This window comes from Pseudarthrobacter raffinosi (assembly GCF_023913835.1).
Classification (GTDB): domain Bacteria; phylum Actinomycetota; class Actinomycetes; order Actinomycetales; family Micrococcaceae; genus Arthrobacter; species Arthrobacter raffinosi.
This window is the reverse complement of record NZ_JAMXBG010000003.1, coordinates 1-19,757: the sequence shown is the minus strand read 5'-3', so window position 1 is coordinate 19,757 and position 19,757 is coordinate 1. Positions and strand designations below refer to the sequence as shown.

Below are 19,757 nucleotides of genomic sequence, written 5' to 3'. Positions count from 1 at the left end.
TGAGTAGAGTGAACGCAAGGTGTCCAGAATTAGTTGAATATTCATGTTCTGTTCACGCGCGCTGCCTGTATCCATTAGGGAACCAGCAGGACCTTGCCCGTGGTGCGCCGGCCCTCGAGGTCCTCATGGGAACGCCGTGCCTCGGCCAGTGGGTAGGTGGCGCCGATCCGTACGTTCAAGTGCCCCTTTTCTGCGGCGGCGAAGATCTCCGCCGAGCGCCAGCGGCGCTCCTGCTCGTTGAGCAGGAAGTGGGCTAGGGACGGACGCGTCAGCGTCAGCGAACCGCCGGCGTTGAGGCGCTGCGGATCCACCGGCGGAACGGCCCCGGAGGCTGCCCCGAACAGGACCAGCATGCCTCGTGTGCGGAGGCAGGAGAGGGACCCGTCAAAGGTGTTCCGGCCGACGCCGTCGTACACCACGTCCACGCCCTTCCCGTTGGTGAGTTCGCGGACATGGTGGGGGAAGCCCTCGTACCGCAGCACATGGTCGGCCCCGGCGTCGCGGGCAAGTTCTTCCTTGGCCTCCGAGGAAACCGTAGTGATGACACGGGCGCCCCTCTCCTTCAGCAGCTGGATCAGCAGCAGGCCGACGCCGCCGGCACCCGCGTGCGTCAGTACTGTGTGGCCCGGTTCGACCTTGAAGGAGGAATTGATGAGGTAGTGGGCGGTCATGCCTTGGAGCGGCAAGGCAGCCGCCGTTAGGTCGTCGACGCCGTCCGGCACCGGAAGTGCCTTGGCCGCATCGAGCACCGCGTAGCCGGCGTAGCATTTAGTGGCCTCGGCCGTGGCCACCCTGCTGCCGACTGCGAAGTTTTCGGTGCCTTCGCCGAGCTCTTCTACAGTCCCAGCGGCTTCCGAGCCAGGCGTAAAGGGGAACGGGACCTGGTACATGCCCCCGCGCTGGTAGGTGTCGATGAAGTTCACCCCGGCTGCCGCCACCTTGATGAGCAACTGGCCGGGACCCGGCGTCGGTCGGTCCACCTCGGCGATCTCGAGGACTTCCGGACCTCCGGACTGGCGGGCAACGATGGCTTGCATAAAAAGGTCTCCTCTCCGGGCGGGGGTTTCCCGCGGCCGGTGTCTCTGACCATCCTAGGGATACCGCTACCGACGACGAAGCGACGGCCGGTAGCCGGCCGTCGCTTCGGGTCATACGGGGCAGAGTCATTCGGGGGAGCCCGCGTGGCTCGGGGTGCGTGCTAGAACCGCCGGGTCACCGTTGCCATGGGGCACTCGAAGTGGCGTCCTGCAGCAAGGCCTACATCGTTCAGGTATCGGACGATGATGCCGTAGGACTGCAGCAGCGTGGTTTCCGTGTAGGGAACCTGGTGCTTCTTGCAGTACTCGCGGACAATCTTGGCTGCCTTATCCAGCTGGGGGCGTGCCATGTCCGGGAAGAGGTGGTGCTCAGCCTGGCGATTCAGGCCGCCGAGCAGGATGTCCATAAACCGGCCACCGGAGATGTTCCGTGACGTCAGGACCTGGCGGCTGAAGAAGTCCACGCGGCTGTCCGCGGGCAGGACCGGCATGCCCTTGTGGTTCGGCGCGAAGGAAGCACCCATGTAGAAACCGAAGACGGCGAGCTGCACGCCGATGAACGCGAACGCCATTCCGAGCGGCAGGAACGTGAAGGCCAGCACGGGCAGGAGGCTAAGCCGGACCAGCAAAATGGGAAGCTCTACCCATCGGTGTGTCACCTTGGCCCGGCGGAAGACGAACTTCACGGAATCGATCTGCAGCCCCAGGCCAACAAGGAACAGTAGCGGGAAGAAGAACCAGCCCTGCTTGCGGGTCAGGAACGAAAACCTGCCCTGCCGCGTGGCGGCACCTTCGGTGTGGAAGGCGATGGCCCCCGTGGCAATGTCAGGATCCTTCGAAATGACGTTGGGGTGGTTGTGGTGGGCGCCGTGCTTCTGCTCCCACCAGGAATAGCTCATGCCGGCAACCGAGGTGGCCAGGATCCGGGCGGTCCAGTCGTTGGCCCGGCGCGACGCGAAGATCTGGCGGTGCCCGGCCTCGTGGGCCAGGAAACTCAGCTGTGTGCAGAGGACCCCGACGGCCGCGGCGATGAGGAGCTGGAACCAGCTGTCGCCGATCAGGGCAAAACCGAACCAGGTGGCGGCCATGAGGAGTACCAGGCTGGCAAAGAGCGTGATGTAGAAACCGACGCGGCGTTCCAGCAGGCCTTCAGCCTTGACGCTCTTCAACAGCTCCGAATAGCTCAGGACAACGGCGTTGGGCTGCCGGACACGCGATTTTGGGCGCTCTGACGTGGGAAGGGTGGTGGTCATGGAGCGGGGCCTCGTAACTGTTTCGGGCAACGCTGCAGCCGACATTCGGACTGCACGGTCATGATCACCCTCACCCCATCTTACGCCTGCTTGTCCAGCGGCCCCCGGGGAATCGATGCCGACATCGATGCATAAATATCGGGCACACTGAATACTTTTGCTGTAAGATTCACGGCATGACTATTTCTGTTGCCGTCTCCGGTGCCAGCGGCTACGCCGGGGGAGAAGTCCTGCGGCTCCTGGCGGGACATCCGGACGTGACCATCGGTGCCATCACCGCGCACAGCAACGCAGGCTCCCGCCTTGGCGAGCTGCAGCCGCACCTGCACGGACTGGCCAGCCGCATCCTGGAAGACACCACCGTGGAGAATCTCTCCGGGCACGATGTGGTGTTCCTGGCACTTCCGCACGGTGCTTCCGCCGAGATCGCGGCACAGCTCCCCGAAGGCACAGTTGTGATCGACGCCGGCGCAGACCACCGCCTCGAGGATCCAACCGCGTGGGAAAAATTCTACGGCTCGGCCCACGCCGGAACGTGGCCCTACGGTCTGCCGGAGCTCCCCGGCCAGCGCGAGGCCCTCAAGGGCGCCACGCGGATCGCCGTCCCGGGCTGCTACCCGACGTCGGCCCTCCTGGCACTGGCGCCCGGGTTCGCCGCCAAAATGCTCCAGCCCGACGACGTCGTGATCATTTCCGCCTCCGGCACCTCGGGTGCGGGCAAGGCCGCGAAGGTGAACCTCATCGGTTCTGAGGTGATGGGCTCCATGAGCCCGTACGGCGTGGGCGGCGGCCACCGCCACACCCCCGAGATTGAACAGGGCCTCTCCAATGCTGCCGGCGAGAGTGTCACGGTGTCCTTCACCCCGACGCTCGCGCCTATGAGCCGCGGCATCCTCACCACTGCCACCGCGAAGGTCAAGCCCGGCACCTCGGCGGCGGACCTCCGCCAGGCGTGGGCTGATGCCTACGACGACGAACCGTTTGTCCACCTCCTGCCGGAAGGGCAGTGGCCCGCCACCAAGTCGGTCCAGGGCTCCAACCACGCGGCCATGCAGTTGGCGCTGGATGAGCACACGGGCCGCGTGGTTGTGACATGCGTCATTGATAACCTGACCAAGGGAACTGCCGGCGGCGCCGTGCAGTCCATGAACATTGCCCTTGGCCTGCCGGAAACCGCCGGCCTCAACCTGCAGGGAGTTGCACCGTGACCGTTACCGCCCCCCTGGGATTCCGCGCCGCAGGCGTCACCGCCGGCCTGAAGACGTCCGGTAAGCCGGACTTCGCCCTGGTCGTCAACGATGGCCCGTCCAAGGCGGCGGCCGCCGTCTTCACCAGCAACCGTGTGGCCGCGGCTCCCGTCCACTGGTCCCGCCAGGTCGTCTCGGACGGCCGTGTGGACGCAGTGGTCCTCAACTCCGGCGGTGCCAATGCCTGCACCGGTCCCCAAGGGTTCCAGAACACCCACAGCACGGCCGAAAAAGTGGCCGCGGTCCTCGGCATCTCGGCGACGGACGTGTTTGTCTGTTCCACCGGCCTGATCGGCGAGCAGTTGCCCATGGACAAGATCCTCCCGGGCGTCGAAGCTGCCTCGGCAGCGCTCAGCACGGACGGTGGGCCGGATGCGGCCAACGCCATCATGACCACAGACTCGGTGCCCAAGTCCGCGCTGTTCATCGGCACGGACGCCGACGGCCAGGAGTTCACCATCGGCGGCATCGCCAAGGGCGCGGGCATGCTGGCACCCGGTCTGGCCACCATGCTGGTGGTCCTCACCACCGACGCCGACGTCGAAGCGGAAATGCTCGACGTCGTCCTCCGCGATGCCACGCGCGTCACCTTCGACCGGGCTGATTCGGACGGCTGCATGTCCACCAATGACACCGTGGTGTTGCTGGCTTCCGGCGCTTCCGGCGCCGTCCCGTCCGCGGAAACCTTTGGTGCCGGGCTGACCCAGGTGTGCGCCGAACTGGCGCGCAAGCTGATCGGGGACGCCGAAGGCGCCAGCCATGACATCGCCATCCGTACCTTCAACGCGGCCAGCGAGCGGGACGCCGAAACCGTCAGCCGCTCCGTGGCCCGGTCCAACCTGTTCAAGGCAGCCATCTTCGGCAAGGACCCCAACTGGGGCCGCGTATTGTCCGCCGTGGGCACCACGGACGCCGTGTTCGAACCGGACCAGCTGAACGTGGCCATCAATGGCATCCAGATCTGCCGCAACGGCAGCATCGGCGACGACCGCAACCTGGTGGACCTCGAACCCCGCGAAGTCCTGCTGGAAATTGACCTGCAGTCCGGTGACGCCGAAGCCACCATCTGGACCAACGACCTCACCCACGACTACGTCCACGAGAACAGCGCCTACTCAAGCTAATCCTCACGCCAGATCCCACCAGCAACCCTGGAGATACTGCACGCATGAACACCCAGACCCGTGAAACGACGTCCATGAGTGATGCCCAAAGCAAGGCCGGCACGCTGATCGAGGCGCTGCCCTGGATCCAGCGGTTCGCCGGCACCACCATGGTGATCAAATACGGCGGCAACGCCATGGTTAACGACGAACTTCGCCGCGCCTTCGCCGAAGACGTAGTGTTCCTGCACCATGTGGGCATCCACCCCGTGGTGGTCCACGGCGGCGGTCCGCAGATCAACTCCATGCTGGCGCGGCTGGGTATCGAGTCCGAGTTTAAAGGCGGCCTCCGCGTCACCACCCCCGAAGCCATGGACGTGGTCCGGATGGTCCTCACCGGCCAGGTGGGCCGCGAACTGGTGGGCCTGATCAACTCCCATGGCCCGTATGCCGTGGGCATGTCCGGTGAAGACGGCGGCCTGCTCCGCGCCGTCCGGACCGGCACTGTCATTGACGGCGAGGAAGTGGACCTGGGCCTGGTGGGCGAAGTTGTCGGCGTCAACCCCGAGGGCATCCTGGACATCCTGGCCGCCGGCCGCATACCCGTCATCTCCACCGTGGCACCGGAAATCGAGTCCGACGGCCTCGAGACGGCAGCCGGAGAGGTCCAGACCACCGGGCAGGTCCTCAACGTCAACGCGGACACCGCCGCGGCCGCCCTCGCCGAAGCCCTGGGGGCCTCCAAGCTTGTGATCCTCACCGACGTCGAAGGACTGTACGCCAACTGGCCGGACCGGTCCTCCCTCATCTCCTCCCTCACGGCCTCGGAGCTGCGCCAGCTGCTGCCCTCCTTGGAATCGGGCATGATCCCCAAGATGGAGGCATGCCTCAAGGCGATTGACGGCGGAGTGGAACGCGCGCACATCGTGGACGGCCGTCTGCCGCATTCCATGCTCCTGGAAACATTCACGACGGCGGGCATCGGCACGCAGGTCGTGCCCGACGAGGAAGTGAAAGCATCGTGACCGACACAGAACTAAGCCATTCCGTTGCGGAGGCCGCCGCAAGCGCGCTCGTTGGCCACACCAGCGGAGCTGATTGGCTAAAGCGCTACGCCACGTCCCTGATGGGCGTTTTTGGTACCCCGCAGCGTGTCCTGGTCCGCGGTGCCGGCTGCCTGGTCTGGGACGCCGACGGCAAGGAATACCTGGACCTGCTCGGCGGTATCGCCGTCAATGCCCTGGGCCACGCCCACCCGTTTGTCACCTCAGTGATTTCCAGCCAGCTGGCCACGCTGGGGCACGTCTCCAATTTCTTCACCAGCCCCACCCAGATCGCGCTGGCCGAAAAGCTGCTGTCACTGACGCACGCCCCGGCGGGCTCCAAGGTTTTCTTCGCCAACTCGGGAACCGAAGCGGTCGAGGCCGCCTTCAAACTGGCGCGGCGCAATGGCACGGGCCCGGACGGCGCCGCGGGCAAGCGCACCAAGATCATCGCCCTGGAAGGTGCCTTCCACGGCCGCACCATGGGTGCCCTGGCCCTGACCGCCAAGGAAGCCTACCGCGCACCGTTCGAGCCGCTGCCCGGCGGTGTGGTCCACATCCCGTTCGGAGACATTGACGCCCTCGAAGCCGCAGTTGACGAGACCGTGGCCGCTGTCTTCCTGGAGCCCATCCAGGGCGAAGCCGGAGTACGTCCACTGCCCCCGGGCTACCTGAAGGCAGCCCGCGAGGCCACCACCAAGGCCGGCGCCCTGCTGATCCTGGACGAGGTCCAGACCGGAATCGGCCGCACCGGCAAATGGCTCGCTACGGAGGACACCGGGATTGTTCCCGACGCCATCACCCTGGCCAAAGGCCTCGGCGGCGGCTTCCCCATCGGCGCGCTGCTCACGTTCGGTGAGCAGACGTCGTCGCTGCTGACTGCAGGCCAGCACGGCACCACCTTCGGCGGCAACCCGGTGGCGACGGCGGCCGCGCTGGCCACGCTGCACGCGATCGAAAGCCAGCGGGTACTGGAAAATGTTGCTGCCGTGGGGGACTACCTCCGCGCCGGACTCGCCGCCGTCGACGGCGTCACCGAAGTCCGAGGCGAAGGCCTGCTCATCGGCTTCGACCTGGACTCCGACGTGGCCCCCGTCGTGGTGACCGCCGGCCTTGACGCCGGCTTCATCGTCAATAGCGCCGGCCCGCGCACCATCCGGCTTGCCCCGCCGCTGATCCTCACCCAAGACCAGGCAGGCACCTTCCTTGCCGCCCTCCCGGCAATCCTCCAGACAGCTAAGGACGCGCAGTGACCCCTTTAGTTTCTTCCGCCGGTACAGCACCCAACAGCACCCGCCACTTCCTGAAGGACACGGACCTCAGCCCCGCTGAGCAGGCCGAAGTCCTGGATCTTGCCGTCCGCATGAAGGCAGCGCCCTACAGCGTGCAGCCTTTCGCCGGAGAGGGGAACGGCCGCAAGACCGTGGCCGTCATCTTCGACAAGACCTCCACCCGGACGCGCGTTTCGTTCGCCACGGGCATCGCGGACATGGGCGGCAACGCCCTGATCATCAACCCCGGCGAGGCACAGATCGGCCATAAGGAATCTGTCGAGGACACCGCCAAGGTCCTGGAGCGCATGGTCTCCACCATTGTGTGGCGCACCGGGGCGCACTCGGGCCTGGTGGCGATGGCGGAAAACTCCAAGGTGCCGGTCATCAACGCCCTGTGCGATGACTACCACCCCTGCCAGCTCCTCGCCGACCTGCTCGCCGTGAAGGAGCACAAGGGCGAACTCAAGGGCCTCACCATGACCTACCTGGGCGACGCCGCGAACAACATGGCCAACTCGTATCTCCTGGCGGGCGTCACCGCGGGGATGCACGTCCGCATCGCCGGGCCGGAAGGCTACCTCCCGGCCGCGGACATCGTGGCCGCGGCCGAGGAACGAGCCGCCCAGACCGGCGGTTCCGTGCTGGTCACCACCGACGCCGCCGCTGCCCTCAAGGGTGCGGACGTTGTGGCCACGGACACCTGGGTCTCCATGGGCCAGGAAACCGAAAAGGAAGCCCGGCTGCAGCTGTTCCGGGAGTACTCCGTCGATGAGGCGGCCATGGCACACGCGGCGGACGACGCCGTCGTGCTTCACTGCCTGCCCGCGTACCGCGGCTACGAGATTTCGGCGGGCGTCATCGACGGCCCGCAGTCGATCGTGTGGGACGAAGCCGAGAACCGGCTGCACGCGCAGAAGGCCCTGATGGCCTGGCTGATGCACCAGTCCGGGCTCGCCGTCGTCGAAGGCCTGGCCCTGGTGGACGGGCTGGCGCCACAGGAGGTTGGCAACTAGTGTCCGTCCCGCCGGCATCGCCGGGCTCCAGCCCGGCCACCAAAACGGCCCGCCAGGCGCGCATCACCGCCATCCTGACGGGTGAATCGGTGCGCTCCCAGGCGGAGCTGGCCGCTTTGCTGGCGGACGACGGCGTACAGGTCACCCAGGCCACGCTGTCCCGGGACCTCGTGGAACTCGGCGCCGTCCGGGTCCGCGGCAAGGAAGGCGTGCTGGTTTACGCCGTCCCCGGCGAGGGCGGCGAACGTGCGGCCAAGAGCGGGGTCAGCCAGGAGATCCTGGATGCCCGGCTTGCCCGGCTGTGCAGTGAACTCCTGGTCACGGCGGAAGCCTCGGCCAACATCGCGGTGCTCCGGACCCCGCCCGGTGCGGCCAACTTCCTGGCCCTGGCCATTGACCACTCGGTGATGCCCTCCATCCTGGGGACCATTGCCGGTGACGACACCGTGCTGCTGGTTTCCCGGGATCCGCAGGGCGGGCAGGACCTCGCGGTCCGGTTCCTGCAGCTCGCCGAGGAAGCCGGCGGCGGCCAGTAGGCCCACACTGCCCGAACACGCTCCCGGTGTGACAGGCTTTCCCCAGAACGTTTTTCCCTGAAGAATTTCCCCGATCAACATCTACAACCCCAATTAGGAGCATTTTCGTGACTGAGCGCATTGTTCTGGCCTACTCCGGTGGCCTCGATACTTCCGTGGCCATCGGCTGGATCGGTGAAGCCACCGGTGCCGAGGTCATCGCCGTGGCGGTCGACGTCGGACAGGGCGGCGAGTCGCTGGAGACCATCCGCCAGCGCGCCCTCGGCTGCGGCGCCGTCGAAGCCTACGTGGCCGACGCGTCCGACGAGTTCGCCAACGAATATTGCATGCCCACGCTGAAGGCCAACGCCCTCTACCAGGGCCACTACCCGCTGGTTTCGGCCATCTCCCGGCCGGTCATCGTCAAGCACCTGGTCAAGGCCGCCCGTGAATTCGGCGCCACCACCGTGGCCCACGGCTGCACCGGCAAGGGCAACGACCAGGTCCGCTTTGAGGTGGGCATCCAGACCCTCGGCCCGGACCTGAAGTGCATCGCACCGGTCCGCGACCTCGCCCTCACCCGCGACAAGGCCATCGCCTTCGCCGAGGAAAAGGGACTGCCGATCGAGACCACCAAGAAGAACCCGTACTCGATCGACCAGAACGTCTGGGGACGCGCCGTCGAAACCGGTTACCTCGAAAACATCTGGAATGCGCCCACCAAGGACATCTACGACTACACGGCGACGCCGGAGTTCCCGCCGGCTCCGGATGAGGTCACCATTTCCTTCGAAGCCGGCGTGCCGGTAGCGATCGACGGCGTCCGGGTCACCCCGCTGCAGGCCATCAAGGAACTGAACCGCCGTGCCGGCGCGCAGGGTGTGGGCCGGATCGACGTCGTCGAGGACCGCCTCGTGGGCATCAAGTCCCGCGAAATCTACGAAGCCCCCGGTGCGATGGCGCTGATCACCGCGCACAAGCACCTTGAGGACATCACCGTCGAGCGCGAGCAGGCCCGCTTCAAGGCCTCTGTTGGCCAGCGCTGGGCCGAGCTGGTCTACGACGGCCAGTGGTTCTCACCGCTCAAGCGCTCCCTGGACGCGTTCATCGAGGACACCCAGAAGTACGTCACCGGCGACATCCGCATGGTGCTGCACGGTGGACAGGCGATCGTCAACGGCCGCCGCTCCGAGACCTCGCTCTACGACTTCGACCTCGCCACCTACGACACCGGCGACACGTTCGACCAGTCCATGGCGCGCGGCTTCATCGAGCTGTGGGGCATGTCCGCCAAGGTTGCCTCAGGCCGCGATATCCGCGTCGCAGGAAAGTAAATATCGGTGGTTGAGCCTGTCGAAACCCCGAAATCCGACGCGACCAACACCGGCGCACTGTGGGGCGGCCGGTTCGCCGGCGGCCCCGCGGACGCCCTCGCGGCCCTGAGCAAGTCCACGCACTTTGACTGGCGGCTGGCCCGCTACGACATCGCCGGCTCCAAAGCGCACGCCCGCGTGCTGCACAAGGCCGGGCTGCTGGACGACGCCGAACTCGACGGCATGCTGGACGCCCTGGGCCGGCTGGATGACGACGTCGCCTCCGGCGCGTACCTGCCGGCCGAGTCCGACGAGGACGTGCACGGGTCACTGGAACGCGGCCTGATCGAGCGCGCCGGCACCCAGCTGGGCGGCAAGCTCCGCGCCGGCCGGTCCCGCAACGACCAGGTGGCCACGCTGGGCCGCATGTTCCTGCGTGACCACGCCCGGATCATCGCGCGCGGCGTGCTGGCAACCATCGAGGCCCTGGTGGAGCAGGCCAAGGCCCATCAGGGTGTGGCTATGCCCGGCCGCACACACCTGCAGCATGCCCAGCCCATCCTGCTCAGCCACCACCTGCTCGCCCATGCCTGGGCGCTGCTGCGCGATGTGCAGCGGCTCCAGGACTGGGACAAGCGTGCGGGGGTTTCGCCTTACGGCTCCGGCGCCCTCGCGGGCTCGTCCCTGGGCCTCGACCCGGAGGCCGTCGCGGCAGACCTGGGCTTCTTCTCCGCCACCCACAACTCGATTGACGGCACCGCATCCCGCGACGTCTTCGCCGAGTTCGCGTGGGTTACGGCCATGATCGGCGTGGACTTGTCCCGCGTCTCGGAGGAAGTCATCCTGTGGGCCACGAAGGAGTTCTCCTTTGTGACCCTGCACGATTCCTACTCCACCGGTTCCTCGATCATGCCGCAGAAGAAGAACCCCGATGTCGCCGAGCTCGCCCGCGGCAAGGCAGGGCGCCTGATCGGCAACCTGACCGGGCTGCTGGCCACGCTCAAGGGCCTGCCGCTCGCGTACAACCGCGACCTGCAGGAGGACAAGGAGCCGGTCTTCGACGCCGCCGACACCCTGGAGCTGCTGCTTCCGGCTGTCTCGGGCATGATCGCGACGCTGAAGTTCAACACGGAACGGATGGAGTCGCTGGCACCGCAGGGCTTCGCGCTGGCCACGGACATTGCCGAGTGGCTGGTCCGCCAGGGCGTTCCGTTCCGCGAGGCGCACGAGCTCTCCGGAGCAGCGGTCAAGCAGGCCGAAAGCCGCGACGTGGAGTTGTGGGACCTGACGGATGAGGAATACGCCGCCATCTCGGAGCACCTGACACCGGAGGTCCGCACGGTCCTGTCCACCGAAGGGTCGCTCAACAGCCGCAACTCACAGGGCGGCACCGCACCCGCCGCCGTCGAACGCCAGCTGCTCGCGCTGGAAGGCGAGCTCGCCGGCGTGCGGGACTACGCAGCCTAACCCCCAAACGCTCTCTCAGTTGATGCAGCATTTTGGCCAACGCTCTCTCACTTTCCTCAAGAAAGTGAGAGAGCGTTGCCGATATTCATACATTAACTGAGAGAGCGTTCTGCGCTAAGAGTCGTTAACTCTGTCGGCTACCATGGCGCTATGACTGAGATCACTACTTCAGAACTACTGGCCGAACTGCATAAGGCCGCCGACGCCGTGGCCTCGACCGCCGCGAAATTCACCGATGAGGATGTCAAAGCAACGTCGGGACTGCCCGGCTGGACTCGCGGGCACGTCCTGGCGCATCTCGCCGGTATCTCCAACGCCATGGCGCGGCAGCTGGAATTTGCCGCCCGCGGCGCCACTGTTGAGCTGTACGACGGAGGCCAGGACGGACGCACGAAGGCCATCGAGATGGCCGCCGGCCACAATGCGGATGCGCACCGGGCTGACCTGCAGGCCGGCCTGGACCGGGCATTGACGGCTTTTGATTCGCTGGAAGGAGACGCCGGCTGGCAGGCATCCATTGCCTACCGCGGCGGAGTGGTCTTCGACGGCGGCCTCGCGCTGTGGCGTGAGCTGGTGATCCACGCAGCGGACCTGGACGCGGGCCTCGGGCCCGAGACGTGGAGCCGGAAGTTCTGCGAGCACCTCTTCGACTTCCTGGCGGCACGTGTCCCGCCGGGGGAAAAACTCGTGCTGCAGCCACTCGGGCTCCCGCCCGTGACCCTTGGACTCGGCCGTTCCACTGTTATCAGCGGGATGATCACTGACATTGCCGCCTGGCTGGCCGGCCGTGAACCATCGCTCGGCAGCCTGCGGGCAACAGCCGCCGCGGACGGCGTGGACCTCCCGGAACTGCTGCCCTGGCCAGCCGGGACGCCGGCTGCCGGAGCCACGCCATCCGGGACACCCGCAGCGCGGTAGCCCTATCCGGCTTCGCGGGCCAGCAGGCTTTCTGTTGCCTCGCGGGCCAGCAGGCTCTCCTTGATGGCCAGGCCCCAGCGGAAACCGCCCAGGGAACCGTCGGTGCGGATGACGCGGTGGCACGGCACAAACAAGGCAGCCGCGTTGAACGCACACGCGCTGGCCGCGGCCCGGACCGCCTTCGGATTTCCGGAAAGCTCGGCATACTCGGTGTACGTCACCGGTGACCCGGGACGAACGGTCCTCAGCACATCCCAGGCGTGCGACCGGAACGGCCCAGACTTCTGGCGCACGGGGACGGTCATGGCAGGCTTGGGATCGCCGGCATAGAAGGCCTCCACGGCCCGGGAGATGCTGCCCAGGTCCGTGACCGCTTCGACGTCGCCCGGCCGCAGCTCGGGGTGGATCTGGCCGGTCAGCTCACCCGGCTCGGCGGTCCAGCCCGAGGCGAGGACCACGCCGTCCTGGGCAAGGATGGTGAACGGTCCGTCCGGGGTGGACATCACTAACAGCTGGGCTTTCATAGCATCGCTTTCTCTGGAACGGCTTGTATAGGTTTGGAGGATTTGGACTCCGCGGCGCGCCACAGGTGCATGGTGGCGTAGGACCGCCACGGGCTGACCTCGCGGAAATCGGGGCTTGGCGTAACGCCAGGCGCCTTAACGCCGCCGCCGTTTTGGTTCGTGAGGGCTGGGGCGAGCGCCCGGATGCCGTTTCGCACCGCGGCGTCGTTGGCCAGAAACACGTCCGGCGCGCCGAGGACACGCATTGCCACGTACCCCACGGTCCACGGGCCCACCCCGGGAAGGGGAATCAGCTTGGCGCTGAGCCCGGGCAGATCGTCCCCGTAGCCAAAATCCAGTTGACCACCAGCCAGGGCCGACGCGGCGGAACGGATGGCGTCAATCCGGCGTTGCGGACCGCGCAGCAGCGGGTAGCCGGCCTCGGCGATTTCGGCCGCGGTGGGAAACAGCCGGTCAAGGCCCTCGCCGGGAACCGCGCTGGGACTGCCGGCAGCGGCCAGCTGCGTCAGTGCGGTCCGGGCCGCAGCCACGGTGATTTGCTGCCCGATCATTGCCCGGATGAGCAGCTCCTGCGGATCCAACGCGCCGGGCATCCTGATGCCCGGCGCACTGGCAACCGAGGTGGCCAGGCGGGGCTCCTGGGACAGGGCACTGTCGATGGCTACCGGATCGGCGTCGAGGTCGAAGAGCCGGCGTACCCTGCTCAGCAGTGCGGGCAGGTCCCGGAGGTCCACCGCGCCGATGGTGAGGGTCAGCGGCCGTCCGGGAGCGCCGTCGTCGTAAGTCACGCTGAAGCGGGCATCGCCATGCGGAAGCTGCAAAGTACGGGCGTACGACGTCGGCGTCCCCGCCTCAATCCCGGGGATCGCCCTGACGGCGAGGAAGGAAAAGATGCCGGGATCGAACGGTTCGCGGTACGGCAGGCTCAACGCCAGCGACGTCGCGGCGGCAGGGGAGCGGTGGTGCCTGGCGGTCGCGCGCAGGGCAGTGGGCGTCATGGCAAACACCTCCACCATGGTGTCGTTGAACTGGCGGACGCTGCTGAAGCCGGACGCGAATGCGATGTCCGCCAGCTTCATCGCTGTGGACACCAACAGGGTGCGGGCGGTTTGGGCGCGGCTGGCCCGGGCCAGGGAGAGCGGGCCGGCGCCGAGTTCGTGGCTGAGGATCCGGTTGAGCTGGCGGGAGGAGTATCCCAGCCGGGCGGCGAGGCCCTCCACCCCGTCCCGGTTGATCACGCCGTCGTTGATCAGGCGCATCGCGCGGCCCGCAAGGTCCTGCCGGATGTTCCACGCAGGCGTGCCTGGCACTGCTTCGGGGAGGCAGCGCTTGCACGCCCGGTAGCCGGCGTCGTGCGCTGCGGCAGAGGTTTCGTAGAAGGTGACGTTCACGGCTTTCGGGGTCCTGGCGGGGCAGGACGGGCGGCAGTAGATGCCGGTGGTCCGGACAGCAGTGTAGAACTGCCCGTCGAACCGGGTGTCCCGCGCGTCAATCGCGCGGTAGCGCTGCCAGAAGTCCATGCCCTCCATCCTGCCAGCCAGCGACCGGGACTGCTAGCGGAAATCGGACACGGCCGTGGCGTTCGATAGAGTCGGACCATGACCGCCAGCCTGAGTCCCGCCAGCCCGGATCAGCTCCGCGAACTGCTGTCCGGCGACGCCCGGAGGGTCGCTCCGCGGCTGCTGGGATCCGTACTGACCCACCACAGCCACGAGGGAACTGTGGCTGTGCGGATCACCGAGGTGGAGGCGTACATGGGTCCCGGCGACTCGTCGCATCCGGATCCCGGCTCCCACACTTTCCGTGGCCCCACGGCCCGCAACGCGCCCATGTTCGGCCCGGCCGGCCACCTCTACGTCTACTTCACGTATGGCATGCACTACTGCGCCAACATCGTCTGCGGCCCGGCGGGCACCGCATCTGCCGTCCTGCTGCGGGCGGGCGAGGTGGTGGAGGGGCAGCACCTCGCGATGGTGCGGCGTCCGACGTCGAAATCGGCCCTCGACCTGGCGAGCGGCCCTGCCCGGCTGGCCACCACGCTGGCCCTCACTACAGCCGACAGCGGCCGGGATGCGCTGGCTGACCCCTTCGAGCTGCGGCTGCCTTCGGTACCCGCTCCCGTGTTCAGTTCCGGGCCGAGGGTGGGCGTCTCCGGCGACGGCGGCTCCGCGACGTATCCCTGGCGCTTCTGGCTGCCAGGGGATCCCACCGTGTCCCGCTACAAGGCGGCGAAGGTGCGCCGGGCATAATCCGTCCCGCCCGGGTGGTCTCCCGCCAGGGCGAACGGTGCCAACCGGTGCTGGAGGCGCTGCTGGACCGCGGGCCATTCCTGCCCCAGGACCGAGAACACAGCGGAATCCGCCCGTGTGCCGTCAGGCGCCAGGCGGTGGCTGCGCAGCAGGCCCTCGAACGTTGCCCCCAGCCGTTCGATGGCTGCGGCGCTGCGCACATTACGTGCGTCGCAGCGAAACGCAACGCGCTGAACCTGAAGGCCGTCGAACGCAAAGGCGAGCAGGGCGTGTTTGCTGGCGGGATTTACGTGCGTGCCCCAGAACTGCCGTCCAAAGAAGGTGCCGCCAACTTCCACGCGCTGCTGGGCGGCATCGAACGCATTCAGCGCGGTTGTGCCCAGGAGGGCCCCGGTCCGCTGGTCCGTCACGGCGAAGGCCAGGCTGGCCGGGTCCTCAATCCTGGCGGCAAACAGCCCTGAAAGCTCGTGCGCCGTGGCCGGCAGGGCCGCGGCCATTCCTGCCCACATCGCGGCGTCCACGAAGTCAAACAGCCCTTCGGCATGGTGCGGTGCCAACGGAAGGAGGGAAAGCCCGTATCCGGTCAGGACGTTCTCGTGGTGCATTGCAGTATTGAATCACTCACGGGGCGGAACGGCTACGGAAGTGTGCGGCCTGAAAGTGAACATTGGGTGACTTCCGGGGCAGGGGACCGGCGGGCGCGTTAACCGAAATGGTTGTAGAATGGACGGTCTGTCTTTTGCGATAGGGGAACGTTTAAATGCTCGACGCCGATTTGGCCCACGAACGGAACTATGTTGCCGGCCTGTACGCGCGGCTGGAAGAGCTCCGCACGGAAAAGCGCCAGCAGTTGGCACAGGTCCGCCGGGCCGGTGCCGTGGGCACCATGCAGAATGTCTCCGAACGCGACGCCTTCGCCGCGCTCTACGAGGACCGCCTCGCCCAGCTCGACGCCGTCGACGACCGCCTGGTCTTCGGCCGCCTCGACCTGGATTCCGGTGAGGCCCAGTACATTGGGCGCATCGGCCTGACCACCGATGACCTCCAGCGGCTCATGGTGGACTGGCGCGCGCCCGAAGCCGGCCACTTCTACCAGGCAACGGCGTTTGACCGGCAGGGCGTCCGCCGCCGGCGGCACCTGATTCTGCAGGGCCGGGAAGTCAAGGCCATCGAGGACGACGTCCTTGATGCGGACATGCTCGCGGACGACGCCTCGCTGCAGGGCGAAGGAGCATTGCTGGCGGCTCTGGATTCCAAGCGCACGGGCCGGATGTCCGACATCGTCGGCACCATCCAGTCCGAGCAGGACCGCATCATCCGGTCCTCCATTTCCGGTGCCCTCGTAGTGCAGGGTGGTCCCGGTACCGGTAAGACTGCTGTGGCGCTGCACCGGGCCGCGTACCTGCTCTACACGCACCGGGATCGGCTGAAGACTGCTGGCGTGCTGCTCGTGGGCCCGTCGTCGTCCTTTATGAAGTACATCGAACGTGTTCTTCCCTCGCTCGGTGAGACCGGCGTGGTCATGGCCAGCGTGGGTCGCCTGATGCCCGGGATCAAAGCGGTTGCCGAACCTGAGGCAGAGGTCGCGGCCATCAAGGGGCGGCTGGACATGGTGAAGGTTGTGGCCAATGCGGTGGCGAACCGGCAGCGGATCCCCGCCGAGGACCGTGTCCTGGACGTCGACGGCCGCAAGCTGGTGCTGACGCGGCGGCAGGTAAGCCGTGCGCGCGAACGTGCCCGGTCCACCGGCAAGCCGCACAACGAGGCGCGCCTGACGTTTATCAAAATTCTGCTCCGCGAACTGACCGAGCAGATGACCGATCTCGTGGAGGCCGGGAGCATCGGCAACAATGCCGACCGCTCGTATCTGGCAGAAGACGTCCGCACGGCCCGCGACGTCCGGATCGTCCTGAACCTGTGCTGGATGCCGATGACTCCGGAGAAGCTGATCAACGAGCTTCTGAGCAAGCCCGCAGTCCTGGCGGCCTGCACACCGAACCTGTCCCTTAGGGAGCGGTCGCTGCTGCTGCGCCCCGCCGGTGCGCCCTGGACCGAGGCCGACGTCCCGCTGCTGGACGAGGCCGCGGAGCTCCTTGGCGAAATGGACCCGGCGGCGGGACGTGGCCTTGCACAGCAGGAGCACGACCGCGCCCGGGACCTTGCCAACGCCAAGCAGACACTGGTGAACATGGGGGACATGGGTGTCGATGTCCTCATCTCCGCGGAGGAACTCGCCGATCAGAACCAGGAGCGCGAGAACCGCCTGACGGCCGCCGAGCGCGCCACCAGCGACCGCACGTGGGCATTCGGCCACATCGTGGTGGATGAGGCGCAGGAGCTTTCACCCATGCAATGGCGCCTGCTGGTCCGCCGTTGCCCGCTGAAATCCTTCACCATCGTGGGCGACATCGCGCAGACCAGTTCAGTCGCCGGCGCCAACTCCTGGCAGGGGGCCCTGGCGCCCATGTTCGGTGACCGCTGGCAGCTGGAGGAGCTGACAGTCAACTACCGGACGCCCTCCCAGATCGCTGAGGCCGCCGCCCGCATGGCCAACGCGGCCGGACTCGTGGTTTCCGCGCCGAAGGCCGTCCGCGAGGGACGGTGGGCCCCCGTCATCGACAAGGTTGACCGCGGACAAGTGGTGAACCGTTTGGTGGAGGTGCTCCCCGAGGAACTGGCAGCGCTCGACGGCGGCCTCCTCGCCGTGATTGCCGACGGCGACCTTCTGCCGGCTGCAACGTCAGCCCTTCGTGCCGTGTACGGCCGGCGCATCGGCAACGGCGCGGGCAGCTACGAACAGGACATCGTGGTCATCAGCCCGCGCGAGGCCAAGGGCCTGGAGTTCGACGGCGTTGTGGTGCTTGAGCCGTCCGTCATGCTCAACCGCGAGCATGGCCGGGTGGGCGATCTGTACGTCGCCATGACCCGGCCCACCCAGCGGCTCCGGCTCATCGCCGCGGAAGGTATTCCGGCAGGCATCGAAGACTGAGCCGGTCCGCTTTGCCCCTTGACGCCCGGCGCCGTTCATTTCGGCGCCGGGCGTCGCCGATCCTGCTAACTTAGAAGTCGTGTCAGAACTCAACGATCTCGAATCCCAGCAGAACGACCCCACCTTCGCCAATGTCTGGCAGGAGCTGAAGTGGCGAGGCCTGGTCCACGTCTCCACCGATGAAGAGGAACTGGAAAAGCTCCTCGCCGGTGATCCGATCACCTATTACTGCGGATTCGACCCCACCGCGCCGAGCCTGCACCTGGGCAACCTGGTCCAACTCCTCGTTATGCGCCGTTTGCAGCTCGCAGGGCACAAGCCGCTGGGACTGGTGGGCGGATCCACGGGACTGATCGGCGATCCGCGGCCCACCGCCGAGCGCACGCTGAACACCAAGGACACCGTTAACGAATGGGTGGGCTACCTGCAGGCCCAGGTCCGCCGCTTCCTTAGCTTCGATGGCGCCAGCGCCGCCCGCATGGTCAACAACCTCGACTGGACCGCGCCGTTGAGCGCCATCGACTTCCTGCGCGAGATCGGAAAGCACTACCGGGTCGGCACCATGCTCCGCAAGGATGCTGTTGCGTCCCGCCTCAGTTCGGACGAGGGCATCAGCTACACCGAATTCAGCTACCAGATCCTGCAGGGCATGGACTACCTCCAGCTGTTCCGGGACTACGGCTGCATGCTGCAGACCGGCGGCTCGGACCAGTGGGGCAACCTCACCAGCGGCACTGAACTCATCCGCAAGGTTGAGGGTAAGAGTGTGCACGCCCTGGGCACGCCGCTGATCACCAACTCGGACGGCACCAAGTTCGGCAAGAGTGAAGGCAACGCCATCTGGCTCGACGCCGGCATGTGCAGCCCGTACGCCTTCTACCAGTTCTGGCTGAACACCGCCGACTCTGACGTTGTGGACCGGCTGAAGGTCTTCACTTTCCTGAGCCGCGCTGAAATCGAAACGCTGGCAGCTGCCGTTGCCGAACGTCCCTTTGCCCGGGAAGGCCAGCGGAAGCTGGCGTTCGAAGTGACTTCCCTGGTCCACGGTGTGGAGGCAACGGAGAAAGTCATCGCGGCGTCCGCTGCACTTTTTGGCAACGGTGACCTGTCCGCCCTGGACCGGCCAACCCTGGAAGCAGCCACGTCGGAGCTTCCGTCCGCCCGCATCCAGGTGGATGGCCTCGGGATCATTGACCTGCTGGTGGCATCCGGCCTGTCGGAGAGCAAGTCCGCGGCCCGGCGGACCGTCGGCGAAGGCGGCGCCTATGTAAACAACGAGAAGGTTTCCGACCCGGAAGCTGTCATCTCCGAATCGGAGCTGCTGCATGGCCAGTACCTGCTCCTGCGCCGCGGAAAGAAGAATCTCGCGACTGTCGAAGTCCTGGTTCCTTAGCCTTCCCAAGCCCCCATTCACGCTCCTCCGCAGCAGATTTGCACGGACTCGGGGGAGCGTGTATTGTTTTCTGAGTCGCCGCCGTTGAGTGGCGACAAACCCCCTTCACAAGAGAAGCAATTCATCGTGTGCAAAGCACGAAAATGATGAAAAGCTTCACTTTTTGATGGGCGGATTCGTTCCACAGAGTGAATATCGGGAAAATAACCCGGATTTGCAAAGTGAATAAGAATGAAATAAGCTATAAACATCGCAGCGAAGAAAAGCGAAACAAAATAATTCATTTGAATATGAATTGTTTCGGGAATTATTCGAATGTGTCTGTTGTTTGAGAACTCAATAGTGTGCCAAGTTTGTTGATACCAATTTATTGTATTGAATTGGTTGAATTGACTGGATCCGCCACCCCGTGGTGTGGT

At 66.3% G+C, this 19,757-nt stretch carries 18 protein-coding genes; 12 read left to right on the top strand and 6 right to left on the bottom strand.

The features are described from left to right. Positions 1-74 precede the first annotated feature (74 nt). Positions 75-1,037, bottom strand: a complete 963-nt coding sequence (locus tag NG697_RS03685) for a quinone oxidoreductase family protein (RefSeq protein ID WP_252611248.1) — start codon at positions 1,035-1,037, stop codon at positions 75-77. A 161-nt stretch (positions 1,038-1,198) separates the two neighbouring features. Next, a complete protein-coding gene (locus NG697_RS03680; protein WP_104063390.1) occupies positions 1,199-2,290 on the bottom strand; it encodes a fatty acid desaturase family protein in 1,092 nt (363 codons plus the stop codon). A 176-nt stretch (positions 2,291-2,466) separates the two neighbouring features. On the opposite strand from NG697_RS03680, the gene argC reads away from it, so the two are divergent. The 9 genes from argC to NG697_RS03635 all read left to right on the top strand — a co-directional run bounded on the left by argC (position 2,467) and on the right by NG697_RS03635 (position 12,183). After that, positions 2,467-3,498 carry an N-acetyl-gamma-glutamyl-phosphate reductase gene (gene argC, locus NG697_RS03675; RefSeq protein ID WP_252602056.1) on the top strand — a complete coding sequence of 344 codons (1,032 nt, stop codon included), beginning with the start codon at positions 2,467-2,469 and terminating at the stop codon, positions 3,496-3,498. Continuing rightward, positions 3,495-4,661 (top strand): bifunctional glutamate N-acetyltransferase/amino-acid acetyltransferase ArgJ, encoded by a 1,167-nt coding sequence (gene argJ, locus NG697_RS03670; RefSeq protein WP_252613649.1) that lies wholly within the window; start codon positions 3,495-3,497, stop codon positions 4,659-4,661. The genes argC and argJ overlap by 4 nt, the downstream gene beginning before the upstream one ends. A 44-nt stretch (positions 4,662-4,705) precedes the next feature. Then, complete coding sequence (gene argB / locus NG697_RS03665) at positions 4,706-5,665, top strand: acetylglutamate kinase (protein ID WP_252611258.1); 960 nt, start codon at positions 4,706-4,708, stop codon at positions 5,663-5,665. After that, complete coding sequence (locus tag NG697_RS03660) at positions 5,662-6,936, top strand: acetylornithine transaminase (protein WP_252611260.1); 1,275 nt, start codon at positions 5,662-5,664, stop codon at positions 6,934-6,936. The genes argB and NG697_RS03660 overlap by 4 nt, the downstream gene beginning before the upstream one ends. Then, positions 6,933-7,970: an ornithine carbamoyltransferase gene (argF, locus tag NG697_RS03655; RefSeq protein WP_252602045.1), complete on the top strand. Its 1,038-nt coding sequence runs from the start codon at positions 6,933-6,935 to the stop codon at positions 7,968-7,970. Before NG697_RS03660 ends, argF begins: the two co-directional genes overlap by 4 nt. Continuing rightward, on the top strand, positions 7,970-8,506 hold the full coding sequence (locus NG697_RS03650) for an arginine repressor (protein ID WP_056343008.1): 537 nt from the start codon (positions 7,970-7,972) through the stop codon (positions 8,504-8,506). The genes argF and NG697_RS03650 overlap by 1 nt, the downstream gene beginning before the upstream one ends. A 107-nt stretch (positions 8,507-8,613) precedes the next feature. After that, entirely contained in the window at positions 8,614-9,819 is a 1,206-nt protein-coding gene (locus tag NG697_RS03645) for an argininosuccinate synthase (protein WP_252613648.1), read from the top strand. A gap of 6 nt (positions 9,820-9,825) precedes the next feature. Then, positions 9,826-11,265, top strand: coding sequence for an argininosuccinate lyase (gene argH, locus NG697_RS03640; RefSeq protein ID WP_252602035.1), 1,440 nt, complete (start codon positions 9,826-9,828; stop codon positions 11,263-11,265). Between the two features lie 150 nt (positions 11,266-11,415). Then, positions 11,416-12,183, top strand: a complete 768-nt coding sequence (locus NG697_RS03635) for a maleylpyruvate isomerase family mycothiol-dependent enzyme (protein ID WP_252602033.1) — start codon at positions 11,416-11,418, stop codon at positions 12,181-12,183. A 2-nt stretch (positions 12,184-12,185) separates the two neighbouring features. Here the strand turns inward: NG697_RS03635 and NG697_RS03630 are convergent, their stop codons facing one another. Further along, on the bottom strand, positions 12,186-12,707 hold the full coding sequence (locus tag NG697_RS03630) for a methylated-DNA--[protein]-cysteine S-methyltransferase (RefSeq protein ID WP_252602031.1): 522 nt from the start codon (positions 12,705-12,707) through the stop codon (positions 12,186-12,188). Beyond that, the gene (locus NG697_RS03625) at positions 12,704-14,227 is read right to left on the bottom strand and encodes an AlkA N-terminal domain-containing protein (protein ID WP_252613647.1); all 1,524 of its coding nucleotides are present in this window, start codon (positions 14,225-14,227) and stop codon (positions 12,704-12,706) included. Before NG697_RS03625 ends, NG697_RS03630 begins: the two co-directional genes overlap by 4 nt. Before the next feature lie 78 nt (positions 14,228-14,305). Between NG697_RS03625 and NG697_RS03620 the strand changes: the two genes are divergently transcribed. Then, positions 14,306-14,956, top strand: coding sequence for a DNA-3-methyladenine glycosylase (locus NG697_RS03620; RefSeq protein WP_252602025.1), 651 nt, complete (start codon positions 14,306-14,308; stop codon positions 14,954-14,956). Here NG697_RS03620 and NG697_RS03615 read toward each other — a convergent pair. Beyond that, entirely contained in the window at positions 14,926-15,561 is a 636-nt protein-coding gene (locus tag NG697_RS03615) for a GNAT family N-acetyltransferase (protein WP_252602022.1), read from the bottom strand. The two genes, NG697_RS03620 and NG697_RS03615, sit on opposite strands and share 31 nt — an antisense overlap. Before the next feature lie 155 nt (positions 15,562-15,716). On the opposite strand from NG697_RS03615, the gene NG697_RS03610 reads away from it, so the two are divergent. Together NG697_RS03610 and tyrS are read left to right on the top strand one after the other, a co-directional pair. Then, a complete protein-coding gene (locus tag NG697_RS03610) occupies positions 15,717-17,945 on the top strand; it encodes a HelD family protein (protein ID WP_252602019.1) in 2,229 nt (742 codons plus the stop codon). Between the two features lie 79 nt (positions 17,946-18,024). Further along, positions 18,025-19,338: a tyrosine--tRNA ligase gene (gene tyrS / locus NG697_RS03605; protein ID WP_058929431.1), complete on the top strand. Its 1,314-nt coding sequence runs from the start codon at positions 18,025-18,027 to the stop codon at positions 19,336-19,338. Positions 19,339-19,355: 17 nt separating this feature from the next. Here the strand turns inward: tyrS and NG697_RS03600 are convergent. Beyond that, the coding region (locus NG697_RS03600; RefSeq protein ID WP_252613646.1) for a hypothetical protein at positions 19,356-19,757 on the bottom strand (402 nt) is incomplete at its 5' end.

Coding starts and splice junctions, on each gene's coding strand:
- argB (WP_252611258.1), top strand. CDS start 4,706: ATGAACACCCAGACCCGTGAAACGACGTCCATGAGTGATGCCCAAAGC.
- NG697_RS03680 (WP_104063390.1), bottom strand. CDS start 2,290: ATGACCACCACCCTTCCCACGTCAGAGCGCCCAAAATCGCGTGTCCGG.
- NG697_RS03630 (WP_252602031.1), bottom strand. CDS start 12,707: ATGAAAGCCCAGCTGTTAGTGATGTCCACCCCGGACGGACCGTTCACC.
- NG697_RS03620 (WP_252602025.1), top strand. CDS start 14,306: ATGACCGCCAGCCTGAGTCCCGCCAGCCCGGATCAGCTCCGCGAACTG.
- NG697_RS03635 (WP_252602033.1), top strand. CDS start 11,416: ATGACTGAGATCACTACTTCAGAACTACTGGCCGAACTGCATAAGGCC.
- NG697_RS03685 (WP_252611248.1), bottom strand. CDS start 1,037: ATGCAAGCCATCGTTGCCCGCCAGTCCGGAGGTCCGGAAGTCCTCGAG.
- NG697_RS03610 (WP_252602019.1), top strand. CDS start 15,717: ATGCTCGACGCCGATTTGGCCCACGAACGGAACTATGTTGCCGGCCTG.
- argC (WP_252602056.1), top strand. CDS start 2,467: ATGACTATTTCTGTTGCCGTCTCCGGTGCCAGCGGCTACGCCGGGGGA.
- NG697_RS03615 (WP_252602022.1), bottom strand. CDS start 15,561: ATGCACCACGAGAACGTCCTGACCGGATACGGGCTTTCCCTCCTTCCG.
- NG697_RS03625 (WP_252613647.1), bottom strand. CDS start 14,227: ATGGACTTCTGGCAGCGCTACCGCGCGATTGACGCGCGGGACACCCGG.